The sequence below is a fragment of the Neisseria subflava genome, assembly GCF_024205745.1.
GTDB classification, from domain to species: domain Bacteria; phylum Pseudomonadota; class Gammaproteobacteria; order Burkholderiales; family Neisseriaceae; genus Neisseria; species Neisseria flavescens_B.
This window is the reverse complement of record NZ_CP073117.1, coordinates 1,569,622-1,594,556: the sequence shown is the minus strand read 5'-3', so window position 1 is coordinate 1,594,556 and position 24,935 is coordinate 1,569,622. Positions and strand designations below refer to the sequence as shown.

Here is a 24,935-nt window from a genome sequence, read left to right as displayed (position 1 = left end):
CCGTCTGAACACTTGTGCTGTCTATAATCAATCTATTTTTTCGGTGCGAACGACCAGCTCTTCACTGTGTAGTTCCGCAAAGGGTCTTTGTCGGAATAGCCGATGATATCAGGTTTAACCATACGCACTTCAACCTGATGATACAGCGGAATCAGTGCAGCGTCTTCTTGAAGCTGCTTCTCCGCATCGGCATAAAGCCGGCTGCGCGCTTCCTTGCTGACACCATCTTTCAGCGTATTGTTCATAAATGTGTCAAACGCCGCGCTTTTGTAGCGGAATGCATTGTTTGAGTTGTTGGATTTCAAGATATTGAGCATACCCGCCGGATCGTTGAAATCGGAACACCAGCCGCTGAACGAAACCTTAAAATTACCTTGCGCGCGCGTATCCAAATAAGTTTTCCATTCCTCGTTGGACAAAGTCGGACGGATAAACGGAATGGCGGCTTTCCACACCGACTGCACGGCAGTAATTTGTTTTTTGGACGCTTCGCTGGTGCTGTACAAAATATCGAACTCAAGCGGATGGTCATCGTTGTAGCCTGCTTCGTTCAACAGTTTGCGTGCGGTTTCGATGCGTTTTTCAGGCGTCCACTCTTTCCACTCCGGATAAACAGGAATCACGCCCTGCATTTGCGGCGGCGTCAACTGGAACGCAGGCGTATCGCCGCGGCCGCCCACTTTGACGACGATGTCGCGGCGCGTCAGCATATTGAGCGCCTTGCGGACGCGCGGATCGTTAAACGGCGCCGCTTCGTGGTTCGGCTCCAAATACCAGCTGCACAAAGAAGTTGTACGTTTCACTTGTCCCGGAAACTCAATATCCGCCACTTTGACCTGATCGCTGGGGATACCGTAAGTCACATCAATTTCATTGGCACGATAACGGTTGTACTCGCCGCTGCCTGATAAGAAAACCGCCTTCGGAATGGCCACTTTGTCTTTATCGTAATAATTGGGATTGCGTTCCATATTGATGTGGCTGTTGACTTTCCAATCCTTTAACAGATAAGCGCCACTGGAAACATAATGACCAGGCTGCGTCCACTTGTTGCCGTATTTTTCAACAGTAGCGCGGTGAACCGGAAAAGTGAATTGCTGAATCAGCATATCGGGGAAATAAGGCACGGGCGCAATCAGCGTAAATTGCAGGGTCTTCGCGTCCAACGCCTTGACGCCCAATGTCTCAGGCTTGGCTTTGCCGTTTAATATATCTTCCGCATTTTCCACTTGGGCATCGACCAAATAGCTGCCGAAAGGTGCGCCAGTGGCCGGATCGGCAAGACGGCGGAAGCTGTACACGAAATCTTCGGCAGTAATCGGATCGCCATTGCTCCATTTGGCATCACGCAGATGGAAGGTCCAAATACGCTCGCCCTCGCTCTCCCATTTTTCCGCCAAAGCAGGAATGGTTTTGCCTTCGGCATCCGTACCGACCAAACCATCCATCAACTGACGGATAATCGCACCGGCCGCCATATCGCCGCTCATCTGAGGGTCCAGCGTGCCCGGCTCGACGCCGTTGCTGACCACCACGCGCTCATAATCGGTACGTTTAAACTCAGGAGCAGGCTTGACATCGCGGCTGCACGCCGACAACGCGAATACGGCAGCCAATGATGCAGCCAACAGCGGATAGGTTTTTCCGGCCATATTTCATTCCTTCTTTTTGGGTATTCTTCTTTTTCAGACGGCCTGATTATTCAAACTACACTCGACTACATTTAGTTAGAATTTTGCCAATGCAGTTAAATCGTCTATTTCAAGTCATGAAAATAGTGTTTTAAACTACATATTCCATCAGAATAATAGTAAGCCATCCAAGATTGTCGGCAAATTAACACAAAAATACGTAACTGAAAACTATTTTTCAATTTATCCTACGATAAGTTACAAATGTATTGATTTTTTATAATTTGTCAAATAAGATTATCCAGACTCTTTCGCCGCAAGCAAGAAAAAAACACAAAAAGGAGAATTAAATGAAGAAGTTACCCTACCTTATTGCCACTGCACTCATCGGCTCTTCCATAAGCGCCGCCCACGCCGAACCTAAAATGAGCGGTACCATCTACCTCATGACCGAGGTCGAACACAACAATAAAACCGGCGTCACCAATACAACCATTTCCGATAAAAGTTCCAGTCTTTATCTCTCCGATGAAGTACGACTCAACAACGACTTATGGCTGAAATGGCAACTTGGCTCCTTTATTTACTTCGATTCTGACCGCTGGGGCGGCTGGGGCACTGCCGACTCATACGTCGCGCTCAACAGCTACAAAAACCTTGGTACCGTCAAAATGGGTTACATCAGTACACCCATGAACAGCATTTATCTGAACCCGTTCGACACCAACAGCTCGATTTTGGAATTCGGCAAAATTTCCCGCTTCGGCCAACGTCGTGTTTCCATGGCTTATGAGTCGCCTTGGAAAAACGGTTTCCAATTCAAATTCAACGTTTCCCCAGGTTCCAATGCCGCACGCAACAACAACAACTGGAATCCGGACAAAAAACGTGACGGCGACTGGGTCTTCGGCTGGGGTGTAGACTACTACCACCCCAACAACGGCTTTAACGCGCACTACGCCGCCGAATACGCACCCAACGACTCTCCGACCGAAACCAAAGACTTCCAAGCCCATGCATTCATGGCCGGATACAGCAAAGACAAAATCTCCGTCGATGCCGCGTTCCAATACGCCAAAAATACTTGCGACGGCTTCAGCTGCTGGGGGCCATGGGAGGAGGAAAAGAATGGTAAAAAAATAAAACACGAAGACAAAGAAATCAACAACACCAAAGAATTTATGGTATCGGGTTCATATAAAATCGGCAATTTCAAACCTCAAATCGGCTTCGCCTACGGTAAAAGTTCTATCGGCGAAGACTACAAACACGTCGCCGTCAGCACCGATTACAGCTTCTCCAAACGGACAACTGCCACACTCGGCGCCGGCTGGTTGAAAGAAAACGTCAATCCGAAATACGACGAAGATTTGCCGAAAAAATCTTCTTACGCAGTGGGCATGGTATTCAAACACCGCTATTAATGCCTGACAGATTAAAGGCCGTCTGAAACAATTTGTTCAGACGGCCTTTTCTACATCCTATAATTAAACTTGCAGCCCACCTTAAAAATCATTACATTGCCCACACTCAAGCAACAAAAACGTCATCATGAACGCCCACCGCACCCTCATCATCTCCGTTTTTATCGTCGCCAGCTGCGGCCTCGCTTACGAGCTCATCATCGCCGCGCTCGCAAGCTATCTTTTGGGCGACAGTATTTTGCAGTTTTCCTCCGTCATCGGGCTTTATCTGTTTTCAATGGGTATCGGCGCCCACCTGACCCAATACATCAAAGATAAAGACGTATTGCACCGCTTTATCGAAATCGAACTTCTGGTCGGCATCATCGGCGGCATTTCCGCGCTGGCATTATTCGTGGCCTTCGGTTTATCCGCCGCCCCATTCCGCACCCTACTCTACGCTTTTGTACTGATTGTCGGCATGGTTGTCGGTATGGAAATTCCTTTGGTCATGCGCGTGTTAAACCAAAAAGGGGCGGAATTTAAAGAACTCGTTTCCAAAGTATTGACCTTCGACTACTTGGGCGCACTCGCCGTCTCGTTATTATTTCCGCTTCTGCTCGCCCCCAAACTCGGCATGGCGCGTTCTGCCTTGTTGTTCGGCATTTTCAACGCCGCCGTCGCCTATCTGACCGCGCGCGTGTTCAAAGCCGAACTGCCCCGCTACCGCGCCATCCGCACGCGTGCGTTTATCGTATTGACCGCACTCATTACGCTCTTCGTCTACGCCGACCGTATTTCCTTTAAAGCCGAACAAAGCTATTTCGGCGATCCCGTTGTCTATCAAAGCCATTCACCCTACCAACGACTCGTCGTTACCCGCTGGAAAGACGACACCCGCCTCTATATCAACGGCAACCTACAATTCTCCTCACGCGATGAAGCCCGTTACCATGAAGCACTCGTCCTGCCTGCCATGCAGATGGTGCCAAACGCCGAACGCGTCCTGATTCTCGGCGGCGGCGACGGATTGGCGGCACGCGAAGTCTTGAAATATCCGCAGGTCAAAAATGTGACTTTGGTCGATCTCGACCCCGACATGACCGCTACTTTTAAAACCTCCGCCACCTTGAGCGCGCTCAACCAAGGTTCGCTGTCCCATCCCAAAATGCACGTCGTCAACGATGATGCCGCCAAATGGCTGGAAGGGTCGTCTGAAAAATTCGACGTTATCATCATCGACCTGCCCGACCCGTCCAATTTCTCGCTGGGCAAACTCTACTCCGTCCCCATGTACCGCCTCGTGGCCCGCCATCTTGAGCCGCAGGGTAAGATTGTTGTGCAATCGACTTCGCCTTATTTCGCACCCAATGCCTACTGGTCGGTCGTTGCCACCCTCGAAGCGGCCAAGTTGAATACCGCGCCCTATCACGTCTACGTCCCCTCCTTTGGCGAATGGGGATTTGTGTTGGCAGGGTTTGACCAAAACTTCCCTATTCCGCAAAAATTCGATGTACCCACCCGCTATCTTAATGCCCAGACTGTCGCCGAAATGTTCCGTTTTCCGCCCGATATGGCAAGGCGCAAGGTTGAAGCAAATTATTTGAACAACCAAATTCTCGTCAGTTATTTTGAAAGTGATTGGAACAATGTGATGCGATAGAATATCTAAAGGCCGTCTGAAACATTTGCCTTCTTTTTATCTCCGTTCAGACGGCCTCATCGCCCGTTTACCCTTTTTCACACAGCATTTGCTTGAAAAAATAAGGTTTATCTTTATCTAGATAGAACACAATCGACACTATCCGTTGAATGAAGGAACAAACACTTATGCAGTATTTTGGAATCGGTTTTTTGGTTTTAATCTTTTTGGAAATCATGTCCATCGTCTGGGTTGCCGACTGGCTTGGCGGCGGTTGGACGCTGTTTTTGATGGCTCTCAGCTTTATCAGCGGTATCTTTATGCTGCGCCATACCGGCATCTCCGGCCTATTGCTCGCAGGCGCAGCCGTCCGCAGCGGACAAAACATTTCCCTCTATCAGATGCTGTGGCCGATTCGCTATACTGCCGCCGCGGTTTTCCTACTCAGCCCTGGCTTTATTTCAACCGCCGTTGCCCTGCTCTTGCTGATTCCGTTTAAAGGCAATGCGGCCGTTTCTTCTACGCAGTCTTTCCAAAGCCGCCAGACTTACAGTTCCGCCAAAGATGATGAAGACATTATCGAAGGCGAATATACGGTTACGCGCACCAGCAAAGCCGACAAACCGCAAGACTATATCGAACACAAACCCGATTGACGACTTCCTTCATAACAGGCCGTCTGAATTAGGAATACCTCAAAAGTGTTTCATATTTCAGACGGCCTTAGTCCTTTCCGGGCTTTGAAAATGTAAATATCGGTTTGTAATTCGGTTATTCCGCATAAATCATTTAAAATAAGCAGCTATTTTGATTCTAAAAACGACACGGTATCCAATGAACGTTCAACGTCTTTTCCCTCTCTCCCTCAGCTTGATTACCGCCGCTGTTTTATCGGCGTGCTCCACCCAAAACACACCGACTGCTTCGAATACCGAAACCGTCGTTCAGCCTAAATCTACTTCTATTCCTTCACGCCGCGCCGACAGCGAATCCAAAATCCTGTCCGATTACAGCCAATACCAAAGCGCCATCGATGCCGCCAAACGCGGTGACGATGCTTGGGTACAACAATTTTTATCCCAAGCCAGCGACAGCGCAATGGCTGAAAACGTCCGCAACGAATGGCTGAAAACCTTGGGCGCGCGCGGCCAATGGGATTTGTTCCGTCAAGAATTCAGTAAATTGAACGCTGCCGGCGTCGCACAAGAAGTGCAATGTTATGCCGATTTGAGCAGCGGCAATTACAGCAAAGCCGCCGAGCTGGTTCGCGTGACTAGCAAACTGCCTGCCGGTTGTACCCGCTTGGTTGAAAGCGCGGCAGCCTCAGGCCGTCTGAACACCAACGACGCATGGCGTCGCGTGCGCGGCTTGTTGAGCAACAGTCAAACCACAGATGCACGCAACCTCGCCGCCGCATTGGGCAGCCCCTTTGAAGGTGGCGCACAAGGTGCGACCGAATACAGCCTGTTGAGCGTGATCGGCAAAGATGCACGCAAATCCGCTTCTGCCGCCGCCACCCTGTCTGACATGGAATCCGGCCTCAGCCGCGAACAACGCAGCTTCGCATGGGGCGTATTGGGCCACTACCATGCACAAAGCCAAAACATGCCGACTGCTTTAAGCTACTACGGCCGCGTTTCCGACCGCAAACAACTGACCGACGAACAATTAGAATGGTACGCACGCGCCGCTCTGCGCCTGCAACGTTGGGACGAATTGGCAAGCGTAATTCAGCATATGCCTGAAAAACTGCAAAAAGACCCGACATGGCAATATTGGCTGGGCCGCAGCTTTGCCGCACAAGGCAAAAGCAGCCAAGCCAAAGAAATGTACGAAAAAGCCGCCGCTTCCGGCCGCAATTTCTACGCCGTAATGGCAGGTGAAGAATTGGGCCGCCGCATCAATACGCGCAACAACGTTTCCGATGCCGATGCCAAAGACGTCCGCCGCATGAGCGAAGACGGCGCCATCAAACGCGCATTGGTTCTGTTTAAAAACAGCCAAAGCAACGGCGACTCCAAAATGCGCCGTCAGGCACAGGCAGAATGGCGTTTTGCCACCCGCGACTTCAACGAAGACAACCTGCTGACTGCCGCACAAGTCGCTTTTGACAACCAGTTCTACGACATGGCAATCAACAGCGCAGACCGTACCGACCACAAACTCAACTACAAACTGCGCTACCTCTCTCCGTTTAAAGACCTGACCGTCCACTATGCCGCACAGGCAGGCGTTGACCCTGCATGGGTTTACGGTTTGATTCGCCAAGAGAGCCGCTTTGTCATGGGCGCTCAATCCAGCGTCGGCGCACAAGGCCTGATGCAGGTCATGCCTGCAACCGCCCGCGAAATCGCCGGTAAAATCGGCATGAGCAGCAGCGAACTCTACACCATGGATGGCAACATCCGCATGGGTACTTGGTACATGGCAGATGCCAAACGCCGCCTGCAAAATAACGAAGTAATGGCCACCGCAGGCTACAATGCCGGCCCCGGTCGTGCCCGCAACTGGCAGGCCTCTTCGCCTTTGGAAGGTGCCATCTATGCCGAGACCATCCCATTCACCGAAACCCGCGACTATGTGAAAAAAGTCATGACCAACGCGACTTATTACGCATCATTGTTCAACGAACCGCAAACTTCGTTGAAACAACGTATGGGTACGGTTCCCGGCCGCTATTGATACCCAATAGGCCGTCTGAAAAGTGAGACAGAATCAAACGTTCAGACGGCCTGCAATCTTGACAGACTATCGGGTTTATAAGATAATCGCCCGATTGTTTCTGACCGAAAAGGTCACTTGCACGGCAAAAGCCGACTTGTTAGGAGGTGATGTTTACATCACGGCGCGTATCCTGCCCTGCCTTAGGCAAACCAGCGATACAACAACTACCCCATTATGACAAACCGTCCTCTATTTCTTAAAACGGTTTGATTGAACAAAATTTAAAGGAAATAAAATGCCTGCTATTCGTGTTAAAGAGAATGAACCATTTGAAGTTGCCATGCGTCGTTTCAAACGTGCCGTAGAAAAAACCGGTCTGTTGACCGAACTGCGCGCCCGTGAAGCGTACGAAAAACCAACTACCGAACGCAAACGCAAAAAAGCTGCTGCAGCCAAACGTCTGCAAAAACGTCTGCGCAGCCAACAACTGCCTCCTAAAATGTACTAATTACAGGCCTGCCCTGTGATAAACGACACACCGCAAGGGCAGCTTTGCGGTGTGTTTTGTTTTTCAGACGGCATCTTTTTATATAAAGTGAGAACATTATGAGCCTAAAAACACAATTAACCGAAGACATGAAAACCGCCATGCGTGCCAAAGACCAAGTGTCTTTAAGCACTATCCGCCTGATTAATGCCGCTATCAAACAATTTGAAGTAGATGAGCGCACTGAAGCCGATGACGCCAAAGTCATCTCTATCCTGACCAAAATGGTGAAACAACGCAAAGACAGTGCCAAAATCTATACCGAAGCCGGCCGTCAAGATTTGGCTGACAAAGAAAACGCGGAAATCGAAATCCTCAACCACTACCTGCCCCAAATGATGTCTGCAGAAGAAATCAAGACTGTCGTTGAAGCAGCCATTGCAGAAACCGGTGCATCAGGCATGGCCGATATGGGCAAAATCATGGGCGTATTGAAAACCCGTCTGGCCGGCAAAGCCGACATGGGCGAAGTCAACAAGGTTTTAAAAGCCGCATTAACTGCTTAATCATCAATAATCAAAAGGCCGAGACCTTTGCAAAATTCCTTTTCCCCAACGGCCGAAACCTAAACACAGGTTTTCGGCTGTTTTTTATTTCAAATATCCACTGATTCTAACCAAATACCCCCTTAATCCCTCTTGGATACCTGATAATCAGGCATCCGGCCGCCTTTTAGGCAGCTACAGGCGCACTTAGCCTGTTGGCGGCTTTCAAAAGGTTCAAACACATCGCCTTCAGATGGCTTTGCGCACTCACTTTGAGCAGACCAAAATAGGCTGCCCGGGCGTAGCGGAATTTACGGTGCAACGTACCAAAGCTTTGTTCGACCACATAACGGGTCTTCGACAAATATCGGTTGCGTTTGGTTTGCGCTTCCGTCAGCGGATGTTTACGGTGGGCTTTGCGCATAATGCCGTCCTGCAGTCGACGCTCTTCCAGATATTGACGGTTTTCCGCACTGTCATAGCCTTTATCGGCATAGATAGTCGTGCCTTCGGCTATCCCTTCTAGCAAAGGCGACAGATGTTTGCACTCATGGGCATTGGCGGGGGTAATGTGCAGTTTCTCGATATAGCCTTCCCCATCGGTACGGGTATGTTGTTTGTAACCGAGTTTGTAGAGGCCGTTTTTCTTTATCCAACGGGCATCGCTGTCTTTACTCGGTGTAGTTTGGCCTCTGACTTGTCCTTCCTCATCAACTTCTATGGCCTGGCGCTGTTTGCTGCCGGCGGTCTGGATAATGGTGGCGTCAATGACGGCGGCGGATGCTTTCTCTACTTTTAAGCCTTTTTCGGTCAGTTGGCGGTTGATCAGTTCCAATAATTTGGACAGGGTGTCGTCTTGCGCAAGCCAGTTGCGGTAGCGGCATAAGGTGCTGTAATCGGGGATGCTCAGTTCGTCAAAACGGCAAAACAGGTTGAAGTCGATGCGGGTGATGAGGCTGTGTTCGAGTTCGGGATCGGAGAGGCTGTGCCATTGGCCGAGCAGGACGGCTTTGAACATGGATAACAGGGGATAGGCGGGACGACCACGGTGGTCTCGAAGGTAACGGGTTCTTTGACGATTCAGGTATTGTTCGATCGGCTGCCAATCAATCACCTGATCCAACTTCAATAGTGGGAAACGGTCGATGTGTTTGGCGATCATGACTTGTGCGGTTTGCTGGAAGAAGGTGCTCATGAGAAATCCCCTAAATGTCTTGGTGGGAATTTAGGGGATTTTGGGGAATTTTGCAAAGGTCTCAGGCCGTCTGAAATATTATTTTCAGACGGCCTTTCTTATTATGCTAATCAAGCAGCGGTTACTTTACCTTCATGACGCAACAAGGTAATTAAATCGCTGATACGTTTTTTCATGGAACGGCGATCGACGATTTGGTCGATTGCGCCCTTCTCCAACAAGAATTCTGCACGCTGGAAACCTTCCGGCAGGGTTTCGCGTACAGTCTGCTCGATAACGCGCGGACCTGCAAAACCAATCAGAGCATTCGGCTCTGCCAAAACCACATCGCCCAAGAAGGCAAAGCTAGCAGATACGCCGCCCATGGTCGGGTCGGTCAATACGGAAATAAACGGCAGACGTTTTTCAGTCAGCAAATGCAAAGCCGCGCTGGTTTTCGTCATCTGCATCAAAGAGTTCAAACCCTCCTGCATACGCGCACCACCGGAAGCCGCCACGCAAATAAACGAACAATTATCTGCAACAGCACGACGCACACCCTGTACGAAACGCTCGCCCACTACCGAACCCATGGATCCGCCGATAAAGCGGAATTCAAAAGCAGCCACTACGACAGGCAGGCCGTTCATAGTGCCTTTCATAACGACCAAAGCATCGTCTTCACCGGTTGCTTTACGCGCAGCAGCAAGGCGGTCAGGATATTTTTTGCTGTCTTTAAATTTCAGAGGGTCTGTTGGCTTAATATTGGCTGCAATCTCTTCACGACCTTCTTCATCCAAAAGCAGGTCCAAACGTTCGCGCGCAGAAAGCGGATTGTGATGATTACATTTCGGGCAGACTTCGCTGTTTTGTTTCAACTCGGTTGAGTAAACCGTTGCCGAACAAGACGGACATTTGTGCCACAGACCTTCAGGGACGCTGGACGAACTGCTTCGGTTTTTAATTTTCGGAGGAAGAATTTTATCTAGCCAGCTCATGAATGACTCCTTAGGATTCAGAATTCAGACGGCCAGTCGAACATAAGGCCGTCTGAAATAATGGAATGGAAAAATTTAGCGAATCGCGTCTTTCAACTCTTTAACCAACGCGCCTACAGCTTCAGCCTCGCTACCCACGTGGCTTTCAATCTCTTTGACGATACGGCTGCCGACAATAACGGCATCCGCCACCGCACCAATCTTACGCGCACTCTCCGCATTATTAATGCCGAAGCCGACACCAATCGGAATATCGATGTATTTGCGCAAAAGCTCTATTTTACGCGAAACTTCTTCAGTATCCAAACTTGCCGCACCGGTCACGCCTTTGAGCGATACATAATACACAAAACCGCCGGCTACTTTGGCAATCGTTTGAATACGCTCCTCAGTTGTTGTTGGTGCAATAAGGAAAATGCAATCAATACCTTGTGCTTTCAACGACTCATGCAAAGGCGCAATGGTTTCTACCGGAGAATCCACAGTCAACACGCCATCAACGCCTGCTTCGGCAGCCGCTTGCGCAAACGCCTGATAGCCCATTTTATGTACAGGGTTCAAATAGCCCATTAACACAATCGGCGTTTTATCATTGGTTTGGCGGAACAAACGTACTGTTTCCAATACGTCGTGCAAAGAAACATGATTTGCCAACGCCCTTTCGGCCGCACGCTGAATGGTCGGACCATCCGCCATCGGGTCAGAAAACGGCACACCCAGTTCCAAAATATCAGCACCATTAGCTACCAGGCCATGCATCAATGCCAAGGTTGTCTCAAGGTTGGGATCACCCACCGTAATATAAGGAATCAGTGCTTTTGCGCCATTGAGCACTGAGAAAGTTTGTTGGATTCTGCTCATTTTCTGCTATCCATTTCATCGATTTGAATGTTGTCCGGCAGCCTATTTATTCTGCCGTTACATTTGTTTTAAAAACCTCAGTCTGCCATGAAAAGGCGGCATCTATCCGCATTATCTAATGACTGCTTCTTCCCAATCGGCAAACAAGAGGCTAAGTATAACATTTACAGCTATTTCATAGAATCATTTGCAATCAAGATTCTGATATTTTGAAAGCAATATAAAACAATAAAGGCCGCCTGAAAATCATTCAAACAGCCTTTATTAGAATCAATTATGCAAATCTTTGTATGCCTTCGCACTTTTGATCACAATTTTCTTATCGATTACAGCTCGACATGGTGGTTTTGTTGCTCAGAACCAAGATGACGCTCCAAATCGGACAAAACCTGCATCAGACCATGACGAACTTCTTCTGCATTGGCGGCAGGATTGCCGTTTGCATCTAAAGCACTACGGCTGAACGTATCGATATACGGTTCAAACGTATCTTTCAGTTTCAACAACTTAACTACATCTGAGCGCGTATATCGATCGCCACCGTATCCAATCACAACATTATTTTCATGTTGCCATTGGGCAAACTGAGCCGGACTGATTTGCACCAAGTGGCACATTTCATCCAACGTAAAATAACGCTTGGCAGGAATAACCGGATTATTGTTGTTTGTCATAGTAATGCTCCACCATGCCTTTGAGTTTTTGGCTGGCATGGAAAGTTACCACACGGCGTGCGGTAATCGGCACTTCTTCGCCTGTTTTAGGGTTACGACCAGGGCGTTGAGGTTTGTCGCGCAATTGGAAATTGCCGAAACCGGAAATTTTAATTTCTTCACCACGCGCCAAAGTGCTGCGGATTTCTTCAAAAAAGAGCTCGACGATTTCTTTGGCATCATTCTTGGTGACGTTGCTGACTTTGTCGACCAAAATATCAGCCAATTCTGCTTTAGTTAGTGTCATGTGTTTACCTTCATTCAAACTGGTGCAATTATTACCAAAATTCTTTTAAAAATCAAGTCCTCACCAAAAAATCAAATATTATTGGTGATTTTTGGCGACAACTTTTATCTTATTTTAAGTGCGAAGCTGTGCGTCTTTTTCGGCTGCCGCTTTAATCATTTTCGCAACCAAAGGCTCGATGACTTCATCTGTCAGCGTATTTTCCATATCTTGCAAAATGATTTTGACGGCAACGCTCTTCATGCCTTCAGGCACGCCCGTACCGCGGTAAACGTCAAACACGCTGATTTCTTGAACCAGCTTGTTCGCCGCCGCTTTCAGGGCATTTAACAAATCATCATGCGTTACAGCCTCAGGCATTACAAATGCCAAATCTCGGCGTGCAGGTTGGAATTTGGATACAGACTGATAACGGGTTTTCTCACGACCCAATACCGCATCCATATCGATTTCAAATACCAGCGGCGCTTGCGGCAAATCATATTTTTGCAGCCATTTCGGATGCAACTCGCCAACAAAACCAATTACTCGGCCGTCTGAAACGATATTGGCGGCACGACCAGGATGCAATGCCGGATGTTCGGTCTTAACAAAGGATACTTCCTTGTTTTTCAAAAGGCTCTCAACATCGGCTTTCATATCGTAGAAATCTACGTTACGTGTTTTCTCGCCCCATTGCTCAGGCAGCACAGAGCCATACCACAAACCGCCGATACGTTCGTTTTGAACAAATTGATCAGCCGAATCTTTGCTGAACACACGGGCAATCTCAAATACGCGTACACGGTTTTGCTTACGGTTCAAATTGTTTTGCAAAACTTCCACCAAACCGCCGATAAGCGTAGAACGCATGACTGCATACTGCGCCGCCAACGGATTTTGCAGGCGGATAGGATTGGTATTGGCAGCAAAGTCTTGCTCCCATTGCTCATCCACAAACGCATAGCTGACCACTTCACGGTAACCGCGTGCCGCCATTTCGTTATAAACTGCAAAACGCGGGCGTTTGGTTTCAGGCAAAGCCAACATTTTCAGACGGCCTGAAGTATAGTCGTCAGGAATATTTTCATAACCGTAAACACGGCCGATTTCTTCAATCAAATCGGCTTCGATTTCAATATCGAAACGGAAGCTAGGAGAAGTAACACGGAAGCCTTCTGCGGTTTTCTCAGGCTGCAAACCCAAGTGTTGCAAGATAATTTCGACTTGCTCGGCAGGGATTTCAACGCCCAATACCGTTTTCAGACGGCCTAAACGCAATTCAACCTGTTTTGCCTCAGGCAATTTGCCTTGTGCTTCAACCATTTCACCGGCTGTACCACCGCAAATCTGTACCACCAATTCAGTGGCACGCTCAATGGCATCAGCTTGCAAGCGGTAATCCACGCCACGCTCAAAACGGAAAGAAGAATCCGAGCCAAAACCGTATTGACGGGATTTACCGGCAATAATCTCCGGAGTAAACCAAGCCGCTTCCAGCACGATATTTTGCGTGTCGTCTGAAACCGCGCTTGCCTCGCCACCCATCAAGCCGGCCAAGCTCAACGCACCTTTTTCATCAGCGACCACCAGTGTATTGTCAGCCAAAGTAACCGTCTTCTCATTCAGGCACGCCAAAGTCTCGCCATTTTGAGCACGGCGGACAATCAAATTGCCTGACAGCTTATCCGCATCGAAAACATGCATAGGCTGACCGATTTCCAGCATGACATAGTTGCCGATGTCCACCAATGCAGAAATGCTGCGGATACCGCTGCGCTCCAAACGTTGCTTCATCCAATCGGGAGTAGCCGCTTTCGCATTAACATTTTCAATAATGCGACTGATAAAACGGCCGCAGTCAGCCGGTGCATCAATACGGACAGCCTGTTTTTTCTCACTGCCGATAGAGGCCGTCTGAATTTCAACAGGCGTAAACGCACATTGAGTCAACGCAGAAACCTCACGCGCAATGCCCTTAACACTCAAGCAATCAGCGCGGTTAGGCGTAATTTTCAACGTAAACAGCGTATCGTCCAAATCCAAGTATTCGCGGATATTGGCACCGACAGGCGCATCTTCAGGCAGAATATGCAGACCGTCTACACCATCATCAGGCAAACCCAGTTCATTGGTCGAACACAACATACCGTTTGATGGTACACCACGCATTTTAGTCGGCTTAATTTTGAAATTGCCCGGCAAAACTGCACCCGGCAACGAACACGGCACTTTAATACCCGGCTTGACATTCGGCGCACCACAAACAATCTGAACCAACTCACCCGTACCCGCATCAACTTGGGTAACGTTCAAACGATCGGCATCAGGATGTTTTTCAACGGATTTCACTTCGGCAATCACCACACCTGTAAACGCAGGCGCAGCAGTCTCGGCTTCTTCCACTTCCAAGCCAGACATGGTTAACAGATGTTCCAGCTTATCGGCGGAAAGTTCGGTATCGGCTTGGGTTTTCAGCCATGAGTAGGAGAATTGCATGTTATGTTCTCAATCAACTAATTAACTTTTTTATCAGATTTTGTTTTCAGACGACCTGTTTGTTTAGGGGCGCAGGCTGGTTTTTAACTTTGTTGGGGCTGTTGCTTTCAGGTAGCCTTTTCAAACCTTAAGCAATCAAAACAATAAATATTGTTACAAACCACGCTAGCAAGGCATAACCTAAGGTGACACTCACTATAAACGCTACACGCTCCCAGCTTTTGAACCACGGCATCAACCAACTACCGATCGCGGTGGCAAAACAGGATACGATAAACGAGGCAGATCCATAATTCGACCACCTTATTGCACCTTCTACATCGTCGCCGGTCAGGGTTTTCAAATCAGCCAACGACAAAGCATAGTTTTCGCAATATATGGACAGCAGCCACAATACAAAAGCAAGCGCATAGCAAATGGATGGGGCAACATAGCGTTTCATAATTTAGCGTTTTACTGTTCAGGCTGCTTTTTCATTTTAGACTACCTGAATACTTACTATTAAGCACGAAAATCGCCTGAAATTGAGTCAAGCCTTCCCTGTTTATTGTTTTAGAATTTTTTTAACAATCTTAACAAGCTCTTTTTGGCACTCATCATTATCCGAATCACTAGCAACCTGCTTTTCAATCCATCTAATTTCTTGGCCAAACAACTCAGCATAACTCTCTGCTGCTTGTACAGAACCTCCGCCAGTTCGTGTTGCACCAATAATAAAGTTACAATTCATATTTTGTAACGCACTAAAATTACGGAAAACTATTGACTTATTATCGCCACCTGAATAAATGCCTAGTCTTACTTTTTGATTATCCCAAACAGCCAAAAAATCAATTTCTCCAACTTGCTCAAAGTAAACCAATTCATTTGGAAATAATTGTAATAATTGGACGGCCAAATTTTTTAAAGTGGTACTTTTGCCCTTATTACTTGCACCATAAAGTAAATATATATGTTCCATCTTTACCATTCTCCATATCAATCAAGTTTTTCAATCATCTAGCCGAACTGCTTCAAAAAGTTCAAATCGTTATCAAAAAACAGTCGCAAATCATTCACGTTGTAACGCAACATAGCGAAACGATCGAGGCCAATGCCAAAGGCGAAACCGGTGTATTTTTCAGGATCGATATTCACGTTTTTCAACACGTTAGGATGCACCATACCGCAACCACCGACTTCCAGCCATTTGCCGTTTTCGCCCATGATGTCGATTTCAGCGGACGGTTCGGTGAACGGGAAGAAAGACGGACGGAAACGTACCTGCAAATCATCGCGTTCGAAAAAGCGGCGGATAAAATCGGTAAACACGGCTTTCAAATCGGCGAAAGTTACGCCTTCTTCTACCCACAGGCCTTCAGCTTGGTGGAACATGGGCGAGTGCGTAGCGTCGCTGTCCACGCGGTAAACGCGGCCGGGGGCGATAATGCGGATGGGTGGCTCTTTTTTGTCGAGCATATAGCGGATTTGAATCGGGGAAGTGTGCGTACGCAAAACGTCGCCGTTTTCAACGTAGAAAGTATCTTGCATCGCACGCGCTGGGTGATTTGCAGGAATATTCAAGGCTTGGAAATTATGGAAATCGTCTTCGATTTCAGGGCCGTCCGCTGCTTCAAAACCCATACCGTGAAACAGCTCGACCACACGTTGCAAAGTTAAAGTAACTGGATGCAAACCGCCATGTTCTTGCGCACGGCCCGGCAAAGTAATATCCAATGCTTCTGCAGCCAATTGAGCTTGCAGCTTGGCTTCATTTAGGGTATCGCGTTTGGCATTAAAGGCCGTCTGAAACTGATTTTTGCATTCGTTGATGTGCGCACCTATGGTTTTACGCTCTTCAGGAGACATTTGACCCAAAGTTTTCAAAAGTCCGGTCAATTCGCCGGTTTTACCAAGATAGCGTGCTTTAATTTGTTCTAAAGCATTGAAGTCTTGCGCGGCTTCAATAGCGGCAATACCTTCTGCAACGATACGGTTTACATTTTCCATAGTGGTTTATCGTCTGTTTGTTGATGGCAGGCCGTCTAAAACAACAAAGCCGTCTGTTGGATTTGATTTCAAACCCGTTCAGACGGCCTTTTGTCTTACTGCGGCCAATCCGTTTGATAAGAGAGGCCTATTTTATCGCAAATTAGTATAAAAAAATAGAGTTTAAAGAAAGAAAATCAACTACATAGGATTTCTTTAAGAAAAGAAAAAAGGAAGCATAAGCTTCCTTTTTAAATAATCTTATCGAATTAAGCAGCCAAAGCAGCTTTAGCTTTTTCAACCAATTGTGCAAATGCAGCTTTGTCGAATACAGCCAAATCAGCCAATACTTTGCGGTCGATTTCGATAGCAGCGCGTTTCAGGCCGTTCATGAATTTGCTGTAAGACAAACCATTTTCACGGGCACCTGCGTTGATACGAACGATCCACAGTTGACGGAATTGACGTTTGCGTTGGCGACGGTCACGGTATGCGTATTGACCGGCTTTCATTACCGCTTGTTTGGCAACACGGTAAACGTTTTTACGACGACCGCGGTAGCCTTTGGCTAACGCGAAGACTTTTTGGTGACGAGCACGAGCGGTAACACCGCGTTTTACGCGTGGCATATTCTAAACTCCTTAAGCGTAGGGCAACATTTTAGCAACAGAAGCCAAATCGCGTGAATCAACCATAGCGGTGCCGCGCAATTGACGTTTAGTTTTAGTGGTTTTTTTGGTCAGGATGTGACTTTTGAACGCATGACCGCGTTTTACACCACCGTTACCCAGTACTTTAAAGCGTTTTTTCGCGCTAGACTTGGTTTTCATTTTAGGCATTGGAAAACTCCATTCGTTATTAGATAAGGTATAAGGGGTTTTGAAATAAATTTCAAACACTTGGAACCCAAAATACCACGGTTTTTGCCGCTAATTAAACCTTATTTCGAGCGGCAATCGAAATAAGCCTTGCATTATAGCTTTATTTTTTCTTAGGCGCAATCATCATCACCATTTGGCGGCCTTCCATTTTAGGGAAGGACTCGATTTGTGCCACTTCAGCCAACTCTTCTTTTACGCGTTCAAGCAGTTGGGCGCCCAATTGTTGGTGTGCCATCTCACGACCGCGGAAACGCAATGTCACTTTAACTTTGTCACCATCGGCAAGGAAGCGGTTGATGTTGCGCATCTTGATTTGATAGTCGCCTTCATCAGTACCCGGACGGAATTTAATTTCCTTGATTTGTACCTGCTTTTGGTTTTTCTTGGCTTCGTCGCGCTTCTTGGCTTGTTGGTATTTGTATTTACCGTAATCCATCAGTTTGCATACGGGCGGTTTGGCAGTTGGGGAAATTTCTACCAAATCGACATCTTGCTCTTCGGCCATAGCCAAAGCTTCACGAACTGAAACGACACCAAGCTGATCGCCTGACTCACTGATTAATCGCACTTCTTTGGCGGTAATTTCACCATTGATTCGTGCTTCGCGTTCTTGAGCGATGATGAATACTCCTATAAAAATTAATGATTGACGAGGGCGTCAGTGATTTCTTGCTGCAATTGTGCAATAAAATCATCTACATTCAAAGAACCCAAGTCTTCTGCTTTGCGGCGTACCGCAACTTTGTTTTCTTGTTTCTCTTTATCGCCGACGACGATTTGATAAGGGAAACGGTATTGGCTGTTGTCACGGATTTTGTAACCGATTTTTTCGTTACGCAAATCCAATTCGACACGGAAGCCCGCTGCCTGTAATTTAGCAGCCACTTCGCGACAATAATCTGCTTGGTTCTCGGTGATATTCATAATCACCATTTGAACCGGTGCAAGCCACAATGGGAATGAGCCTGCATGGTTTTCAATCAAAATACCGATGAAGCGCTCCAATGAACCCAAAATAGCACGGTGCAACATCACAGGACGCACACGGTCGTTGTTTTCTGTTACATATTCTGCATTCAAACGCTCCGGCAATACAAAGTCTAACTGTAGGGTGCCGCACTGCCAAGAGCGACCCAAGGCATCTTTGACATGATATTCAATCTTAGGACCATAGAATGCGCCTTCGCCAGGCAACTCTTCCCACTCTACGCCACAAGCGGTCAATGCATCGCGCAGACCTTGTTCTGCCTTATCCCAAACTTCGTCAGAACCTGCACGTTGTTCTGGGCGGAGGGACAACTTCACGGCAACATCATGGAAGCCGAATTGTTTGTAAATGCGAACCAGCAATTCATTGAATGCACGTGCCTCATCAACGATTTGATCTTCAGTACAGAAGATGTGCGCATCATCCTGCACAAAACCGCGAACACGCATCAGACCATGCAATGCACCGCTTGGTTCATTGCGGTGGCAAGAACCGAACTCAGCCAAACGCATTGGCAAATCGCGATATGAGCGCAAGCCGTTATTGAAAATTTGCACATGACCCGGACAGTTCATCGGTTTAACCGCGTATTCGCGTTTTTCTGAACTGGTCACAAACATATTGTCTTTATAATTTTCCCAGTGGCCGGATTTTTCCCAGAAGGTTTTATCCATAATCTGAGGTGTTTTAACCTCTTTATAACCGGCAGCATTCAACTCTTTGCGCATATGCTGCTCAATCACTTGCCACAAAGCCCAGCCTTTAGGATGCCAGAACACCATACCCGGCGCTTCATCTTGCAGGTGGAACAAATCCAATTGTTTACCCAGCTTACGATGGTCGCGTTTTTCTGCTTCCTCGATACGTTGGATATAGGCTTTCAATTCATCTTTGCTTGCCCAAGCCGTACCGTAAATACGTTGCAACATTTCATTGTTGCTGTCGCCGCGCCAGTATGCGCCTGCCAGCTTGGTCAGCTTGAAGTTTTTCAAGAAACGGGTATTGGGAACGTGAGGACCGCGGCACATATCGACGTATTCTTGATGATGATACATGCCCATTGCTTCCACTTCAGGCATGTCTTCAATCAGACGCAATTTGTACTCTTCGCCGCGATCTTGGAAAATTTTGACGGCTTCTGCACGAGGCGTCATCACTTTAATAACGTCATAGTCTTGTGCAATCAACTCTTTCATGCGCGCTTCGATAGCGGCCACATCATCAGGCGTAAATGGTTTTTCAGTTGCGATATCGTAATAGAACCCGTCTTCAATCACCGGGCCGATAACCATTTTGGCATCAGGATAGAGCTGCTTGACTGCATGACCAACCAAGTGTGCGCAGGAGTGGCGGATAATTTCCACACCTTCTTTGTCTTTAGGCGTAATGATTTGAACGTGGGCATCTTCGGTAATCGGATCGCAAGCATCCACCAATTTACCGTTAACCTTGCCCGCTACCGTTGCCTTTGCCAAACCTGCACCGATAGACGCTGCGATTTGCGCCACGGTAACGGGTGATTCATATTGGCGGACCGAACCGTCCGGCAAGGTAATGTTCAACATCAGAAAGCTCCAAAACATTAAAAAATAACGGCATAAAGCCGTTATGGAAATTTGGTAGGCACAATTGGACTCGAACCAACGACCCCCACCATGTCAAGGTGGTGCTCTAACCAACTGAGCTATGTGCCTTCATCTAAGTCACTTATTGTAACGAAGCGTGTTCCCTTTTGCAAGCATCTGTAAATACTTTTCAGACGGCCTGAATATTTTTGTTTGATTTATACCTCATTTTTTATTTCCTCCATCATTCAGGCCGTCTGAAGCATTGTTTTGACAAAGATAAAATCCAGCCGTCACCCAACGAAAAATCCTTTATAATCTGCCCTTTCATTTCGCACACACGCGAACGTCCAATCTATTATTACTATGCTCAAATTTACCTTACACAAAAAAGACGGTCATGCCCGACGCGGCACTTTGGAACTGAACCACGGCAAAATCGAAACGCCGGTATTTATGCCGGTCGGCACTTACGGTTCGGTCAAAGCAATGAACCCGCAAAACCTGCATAACATTAAAGCGCAAATTATCTTAGGCAACACTTACCATCTGTGGCTGCGCCCCGGCTTGGAAGTCATCGAACAATTCGGCGGCCTGCACGAATTTATCGGCTGGGACAAGCCGATTTTGACCGACTCAGGCGGTTTCCAAGTATTCTCGTTATCCGACATGCGCAAGCTGACCGAAGAAGGCTGTACATTCCAAAGCCCGATCAACGGCGACAAACTGTTCCTCTCACCCGAAGTGTCGATGAAAATTCAAACCGTATTGAATTCCGACATCGTGATGCAGTTGGACGAGTGCACCCCTGGCGAAGCAACGCACAGCCAAGCGCAAAAATCGCTGCAAATGAGCCTGCGTTGGGCGGAACGAAGCAAAAAGGCTTTTGAAGACCTGAAAAACCCGAATGCGCTGTTTGGCATTGTACAAGGCGCGATGTATGAAGATTTGCGCGAAGAATCGCTGAAAGGTTTGGAAGAACTCGACTTCCCCGGCTTGGCCATCGGCGGCTTGTCCGTTGGCGAACCCAAGCCCGAAATGTACCGCATGTTGCGCGCCGTCGGCCCTATCTTGCCGGAACACAAACCTCATTATTTGATGGGCGTCGGCACGCCTGAAGACTTGGTGTACGGCGTGGCACACGGCGTGGATATGTTCGACTGCGTCATGCCTACCCGCAATGCGCGTAACGGCTGGCTGTTTACCCGTTTTGGCGATTTGAAAATCAAAAACGCCAAACACAAACTCGACAAGCGTCCGATTGATGAAAGCTGCACCTGCTACGCCTGTCAGAATTTCAGCCGCTCCTACCTACACCATCTGCACCGAGTCGGCGAAATCTTGGGCGCACAGCTCAACACCATCCACAATCTGCACTTCTACCAAATCATCATGGCAGAAATGCGCGAAGCCATCGAACAAGGCAAATTTGCCGATTGGCAGGCGCAATTCCATGAAAATCGCGCCCGCGGTGTGGATTAATCCTTTAAAAGGCCGTCTGAAATCAGGTTTTAATTCAAAATGCTTTTCAGACGGCCTCAATATTCTTAATTAATAAAGCACAATCATGTCCCGTTTCCATACCGAACCGCCCTTAGCCTACACCGCACAAAACCGTACCGCCGTCCTGCTGCTCAACCTCGGCACGCCTGACGCGCCCACTGCTGCCGCAGTCAAGCCTTACTTGAAAGAATTTCTTTCCGATCAACGCGTTGTCGAACTGCCCAAGCTCTTATGGCAACCGATATTGCGCGGCTTGGTATTGACTTTTCGCCCGAAAAAAAGCGCGCATGCCTATGAAAAAGTTTGGTTTAAAGAAGGTTCGCCGCTTGAGGTTTACACACACCGCCAAGCAGAAGCCCTGGCCAAACATTTGCCCGATGTCATCGTCCGTCATGCCATGACGTACGGCAATCCAAGCATTGCCGACGTTTTGGCGGAACTCAAAGCCCAAGGCGTGGGCAAATTGCTGGTCATTCCACTCTATCCGCAATATGCCGGTTCTTCTACCGGCGCGGCTTTGGACAAAGTGTTTCAAGAGTTATTGCTGCAACGCAACCAAATGAGTGTCCGCACCGTCTCCCGTTATTACGATGATGCCGCCTATATTCAAGCCATGAAGCAGCATATTGAAGCCTATTGGGCTCAAAATGGACGTAGCGAAAAACTGATGTTGAGTTTCCACGGCATTCCGCAAAAGCATCACGACGACGGCGACCCCTATCCTGACGAGTGCCACCATACCGCCAAGCTGTTGGCGCAGGCATTGGGCTTGTCCGAACAAGAATACATCGTTTCTTTCCAAAGCCAGTTTGGCAAATCCCAATGGATCAAGCCCAGCACGCAAGCCCTGTTTGATCAGCTGCCGAAACAAGGTACAACCAAACTCGACGTATTCTGCCCCGGCTTCCTGGCCGACTGCCTCGAAACCATGGAAGAAATCGCCATTATGGGACGCGAACAATTCCACGCTGCAGGCGGCAAAGAATACCGTTACATCCCTTGCCTCAACGATTCCGCCGACTGGATTGCCGCACTTGCACAATTAAGTCGGGCCAATCTGCAAGGTTGGATTTGACCTAAACCAAAGGCCGTCTGAAAAATCCACTTTCAGACGGCCTTTAGCGTTATCATCAAGCTATTAAAACGCAAACCAAGCGTGTGGCCATCAAAAAATACCACTCAAAAAGGAACACATCATGACTACACTCCGCCCTATCCTGCTCCTTCTAACCGCACTCAGCATCCCAACTGCTTTTGCCGCTGATGCCGCTCTGATGAGCAAAGGACAAAAAATTTACGAAACCAACTGCGCTGCCTGCCACGGTAAAAAAGGCGAAGGCCGGGGTGCCATGTTCCCGCCTTTATTCCAGTCCGACTATATCAACAAAAAACCGCAAGCCCTGTTGCAAAGCATGACCAAAGGCATCAACGGCCCGATTAAAGTAAACGGCAAATCCTACAACGGCTTCATGCCTGCTACCGCCATCAACGATGCCGATGTCGCCGCGGTTGCCACTTACATCATGAACGCCTTTAATAATGGCGGCGGTACGATTACTGAAGCAGATGTCAAAAAATCTCACGGGAAAAAATAAAACGTCTCTCCCCTAAGGGCCGTCTGAACATTTCAGACGGCCTTTTCGATATGGAACACATTTTTATTTCCATATTTATTGTTACGCAACATCAACAAACATACGCAAAAAACCGTCAAACCAAAAAAAAGCATATTCGTTTTGTGTTAAAGTAAACATTATTTATCGGCTGTTTTGCGTCCAGGCCGTCTGAAAGGTTTTATGTTATGAACTTTTTCCGCAAGACTGTTTTATTTCTAGTCGTCCTCTCCATATTTGCCGCCTGCGGCTCCTTTATTTCCCAATACGTTTTGGGCATGAACCCGTGCGTATTGTGCATCCTGCAACGCTTGTGCGTATTGGCTGTCGGACTGTTGGCCATTGTTACGGCATTTAGTTCTCAATCTTCCAAATTTGCCCGCTCGCTCTCGGCATTGTTGATTGCCGCCCCGGCCGTTTACGGCGCCGGTGTCGCCGCCTATCAAATTTGGCTGCAAAGCCTGCCGCCCGGCACCGCCCCTTCTTGCGGCGCACCTTGGACCTTCCGCCTGCGCGACTGGCCTTTGTTCGATTGGTTTGAACCCATCGTCCGTGGCTTTGGCAACTGCGCCGAGCCGGACTATCTATTCGGCGTCGCCCTGCCGGTGTGGAGTATTTTGTATTTCGGCTTTGTCGTATTGCTGCTGCTTTGGGCTTGGTTGAAAACCAGAAAAATCTGATTGGTTTCGATATAAAAAGGCCGTCTGAAATTTCAGACGGCCTTTTGTTCTTTAAACTGTTTAGTCCAGATTCAACACGGCAGAAGTGTAAACGTCTTGTACGTCGTCCAAATCTTCCAATGCGTCAATCAGTTTTTGCATCTTAATCGCATCTTCGCCGCTCAACTCGGTTTCGTTTTGGGCGCGCATGGTAACGTCGCCGTCAACAGATTTGTAGCCTGCGGCTTCTAATGCTGCTTTCACGCCCGCCCAGTCGTTCGGCGCGGTAATCACTTCGATGGAACCGTCGTCATTGGTGATGACATCTTCTGCACCGGCTTCCAAAGCCGCTTCCATCAGCGCATCTTCGTCAACGCCCGGTTCAAACACCAAATAGCCTTGATGAACGAAGTTGAACGCTACGCAACCGTCGGTACCCAAGTTACCGCCGTTTTTAGTGAACGCATGGCGCACATCGGCAACGGTACGGGTTTTGTTGTCGGTCAAACAGTCCACCATCAAAGCCGCGCCGCCGATGCCGTAGCCTTCGTAACGCAACTCGATGTATTCCACGCCTTCCAGATTGCCCGTACCTTTATCGATGGCACGTTGCACGTTGTCTTTAGGCATATTGTTTTCAGCGGCTTTTTCCAAAGCCAGGCGCAGACGCGGGTTTGCACCGGGGTCGCCGCCGCCCATGCGGGCAGCAACGGTAATTTCTTTAATCAGACGGGTGAAGATTTTGCCGCGTTTGGCATCTTGTCGGGCTTTTTTGTGTTGGATATTTGCCCACTTACTATGGCCTGCCATGTTGATTCCTTTCGTTTTTTCACGCGTTGAGGCGGAATTTGCTTCATTTGTAAGGCGTGCATTTTATCATAAGTTGCCTTTACCCAAAATATTCAGACGGCCCAA

At 48.1% G+C, this 24,935-nt stretch carries 25 protein-coding genes and 1 tRNA gene; 10 read left to right on the top strand and 16 right to left on the bottom strand.

The window, feature by feature from the left end; genetic code table 11:
• Positions 1-32: 32 nt before the first annotated feature.
• Positions 33-1,652: an ABC transporter substrate-binding protein gene (locus KCG55_RS07640; RefSeq protein ID WP_254322651.1), complete on the bottom strand. Its 1,620-nt coding sequence runs from the start codon at positions 1,650-1,652 to the stop codon at positions 33-35.
• 329 nt (positions 1,653-1,981) lie between these two features.
• On the opposite strand from KCG55_RS07640, the gene KCG55_RS07635 reads away from it, so the two are divergent.
• The 6 genes from KCG55_RS07635 (at position 1,982) to KCG55_RS07610 (ending at position 8,393) form a co-directional block, all read left to right on the top strand.
• On the top strand, positions 1,982-3,055 hold the full coding sequence (locus KCG55_RS07635) for a porin (RefSeq protein ID WP_254322650.1): 1,074 nt from the start codon (positions 1,982-1,984) through the stop codon (positions 3,053-3,055).
• Between the two features lie 124 nt (positions 3,056-3,179).
• Entirely contained in the window at positions 3,180-4,697 is a 1,518-nt protein-coding gene (locus KCG55_RS07630; RefSeq protein WP_349306505.1) for a polyamine aminopropyltransferase, read from the top strand.
• Between the two features lie 167 nt (positions 4,698-4,864).
• On the top strand, positions 4,865-5,332 hold the full coding sequence (locus KCG55_RS07625; protein ID WP_070814431.1) for an FxsA family protein: 468 nt from the start codon (positions 4,865-4,867) through the stop codon (positions 5,330-5,332).
• A 178-nt stretch (positions 5,333-5,510) separates the two neighbouring features.
• Complete coding sequence (locus tag KCG55_RS07620) at positions 5,511-7,358, top strand: lytic transglycosylase domain-containing protein (RefSeq protein WP_254322648.1); 1,848 nt, start codon at positions 5,511-5,513, stop codon at positions 7,356-7,358.
• A 277-nt stretch (positions 7,359-7,635) separates the two neighbouring features.
• Positions 7,636-7,848, top strand: coding sequence for a 30S ribosomal protein S21 (rpsU, locus tag KCG55_RS07615; RefSeq protein WP_003680926.1), 213 nt, complete (start codon positions 7,636-7,638; stop codon positions 7,846-7,848).
• 98 nt (positions 7,849-7,946) lie between these two features.
• Positions 7,947-8,393 (top strand): GatB/YqeY domain-containing protein, encoded by a 447-nt coding sequence (locus KCG55_RS07610; RefSeq protein ID WP_254322647.1) that lies wholly within the window; start codon positions 7,947-7,949, stop codon positions 8,391-8,393.
• A gap of 166 nt (positions 8,394-8,559) precedes the next feature.
• Here KCG55_RS07610 and KCG55_RS07605 read toward each other — a convergent pair whose 3' ends face one another.
• From KCG55_RS07605 to KCG55_RS07540, 14 genes are all read right to left on the bottom strand, one after another.
• Positions 8,560-9,567, bottom strand: a complete 1,008-nt coding sequence (locus KCG55_RS07605) for an IS5 family transposase (protein WP_254322646.1) — start codon at positions 9,565-9,567, stop codon at positions 8,560-8,562.
• Between the two features lie 110 nt (positions 9,568-9,677).
• Positions 9,678-10,544, bottom strand: coding sequence for an acetyl-CoA carboxylase, carboxyltransferase subunit beta (accD, locus tag KCG55_RS07600; protein WP_070461440.1), 867 nt, complete (start codon positions 10,542-10,544; stop codon positions 9,678-9,680).
• Between the two features lie 75 nt (positions 10,545-10,619).
• On the bottom strand, positions 10,620-11,405 hold the full coding sequence (gene trpA, locus KCG55_RS07595; protein WP_254322645.1) for a tryptophan synthase subunit alpha: 786 nt from the start codon (positions 11,403-11,405) through the stop codon (positions 10,620-10,622).
• Positions 11,406-11,731: 326 nt separating this feature from the next.
• Positions 11,732-12,079: a hypothetical protein gene (locus tag KCG55_RS07590; RefSeq protein ID WP_254322644.1), complete on the bottom strand. Its 348-nt coding sequence runs from the start codon at positions 12,077-12,079 to the stop codon at positions 11,732-11,734.
• Complete coding sequence (locus KCG55_RS07585; RefSeq protein WP_003680933.1) at positions 12,063-12,365, bottom strand: integration host factor subunit alpha; 303 nt, start codon at positions 12,363-12,365, stop codon at positions 12,063-12,065. The genes KCG55_RS07590 and KCG55_RS07585 overlap by 17 nt, the downstream gene beginning before the upstream one ends.
• Before the next feature lie 114 nt (positions 12,366-12,479).
• Positions 12,480-14,843, bottom strand: a complete 2,364-nt coding sequence (gene pheT, locus KCG55_RS07580; RefSeq protein ID WP_254322643.1) for a phenylalanine--tRNA ligase subunit beta — start codon at positions 14,841-14,843, stop codon at positions 12,480-12,482.
• A 127-nt stretch (positions 14,844-14,970) separates the two neighbouring features.
• Entirely contained in the window at positions 14,971-15,285 is a 315-nt protein-coding gene (locus tag KCG55_RS07575) for a hypothetical protein (protein ID WP_254322642.1), read from the bottom strand.
• Between the two features lie 102 nt (positions 15,286-15,387).
• Positions 15,388-15,804 carry a hypothetical protein gene (locus KCG55_RS07570; RefSeq protein ID WP_254322641.1) on the bottom strand — a complete coding sequence of 139 codons (417 nt, stop codon included), beginning with the start codon at positions 15,802-15,804 and terminating at the stop codon, positions 15,388-15,390.
• Between the two features lie 38 nt (positions 15,805-15,842).
• Positions 15,843-16,832 carry a phenylalanine--tRNA ligase subunit alpha gene (gene pheS, locus KCG55_RS07565; RefSeq protein WP_254322640.1) on the bottom strand — a complete coding sequence of 330 codons (990 nt, stop codon included), beginning with the start codon at positions 16,830-16,832 and terminating at the stop codon, positions 15,843-15,845.
• A gap of 248 nt (positions 16,833-17,080) precedes the next feature.
• Positions 17,081-17,440 (bottom strand): 50S ribosomal protein L20, encoded by a 360-nt coding sequence (gene rplT, locus KCG55_RS07560; protein ID WP_003675502.1) that lies wholly within the window; start codon positions 17,438-17,440, stop codon positions 17,081-17,083.
• A gap of 12 nt (positions 17,441-17,452) precedes the next feature.
• On the bottom strand, positions 17,453-17,650 hold the full coding sequence (gene rpmI / locus KCG55_RS07555) for a 50S ribosomal protein L35 (protein ID WP_003675505.1): 198 nt from the start codon (positions 17,648-17,650) through the stop codon (positions 17,453-17,455).
• Between the two features lie 142 nt (positions 17,651-17,792).
• Positions 17,793-18,314, bottom strand: a complete 522-nt coding sequence (gene infC, locus KCG55_RS07550) for a translation initiation factor IF-3 (RefSeq protein WP_079453677.1) — start codon at positions 18,312-18,314, stop codon at positions 17,793-17,795.
• A gap of 17 nt (positions 18,315-18,331) precedes the next feature.
• Positions 18,332-20,245 carry a threonine--tRNA ligase gene (gene thrS, locus KCG55_RS07545; protein ID WP_254322639.1) on the bottom strand — a complete coding sequence of 638 codons (1,914 nt, stop codon included), beginning with the start codon at positions 20,243-20,245 and terminating at the stop codon, positions 18,332-18,334.
• Between the two features lie 52 nt (positions 20,246-20,297).
• A tRNA-Val gene (locus KCG55_RS07540) sits at positions 20,298-20,374 on the bottom strand.
• A 237-nt stretch (positions 20,375-20,611) separates the two neighbouring features.
• Between KCG55_RS07540 and tgt the strand changes: the two genes are divergently transcribed.
• The 4 genes from tgt (at position 20,612) to KCG55_RS07520 (ending at position 24,041) form a co-directional block, all read left to right on the top strand.
• The gene (gene tgt / locus KCG55_RS07535) at positions 20,612-21,727 is read left to right on the top strand and encodes a tRNA guanosine(34) transglycosylase Tgt (RefSeq protein ID WP_254322638.1); all 1,116 of its coding nucleotides are present in this window, start codon (positions 20,612-20,614) and stop codon (positions 21,725-21,727) included.
• Between the two features lie 85 nt (positions 21,728-21,812).
• A complete protein-coding gene (gene hemH / locus KCG55_RS07530; RefSeq protein ID WP_254322637.1) occupies positions 21,813-22,823 on the top strand; it encodes a ferrochelatase in 1,011 nt (336 codons plus the stop codon).
• A 121-nt stretch (positions 22,824-22,944) separates the two neighbouring features.
• Complete coding sequence (locus KCG55_RS07525) at positions 22,945-23,343, top strand: c-type cytochrome (RefSeq protein WP_254322636.1); 399 nt, start codon at positions 22,945-22,947, stop codon at positions 23,341-23,343.
• Positions 23,344-23,549: 206 nt separating this feature from the next.
• Positions 23,550-24,041 carry a disulfide bond formation protein B gene (locus tag KCG55_RS07520; protein WP_003683060.1) on the top strand — a complete coding sequence of 164 codons (492 nt, stop codon included), beginning with the start codon at positions 23,550-23,552 and terminating at the stop codon, positions 24,039-24,041.
• A 60-nt stretch (positions 24,042-24,101) separates the two neighbouring features.
• Here KCG55_RS07520 and KCG55_RS07515 read toward each other — a convergent pair whose 3' ends face one another.
• The gene (locus KCG55_RS07515) at positions 24,102-24,830 is read right to left on the bottom strand and encodes a YebC/PmpR family DNA-binding transcriptional regulator (RefSeq protein ID WP_254322635.1); all 729 of its coding nucleotides are present in this window, start codon (positions 24,828-24,830) and stop codon (positions 24,102-24,104) included.
• Positions 24,831-24,935: the final 105 nt, after the last annotated feature.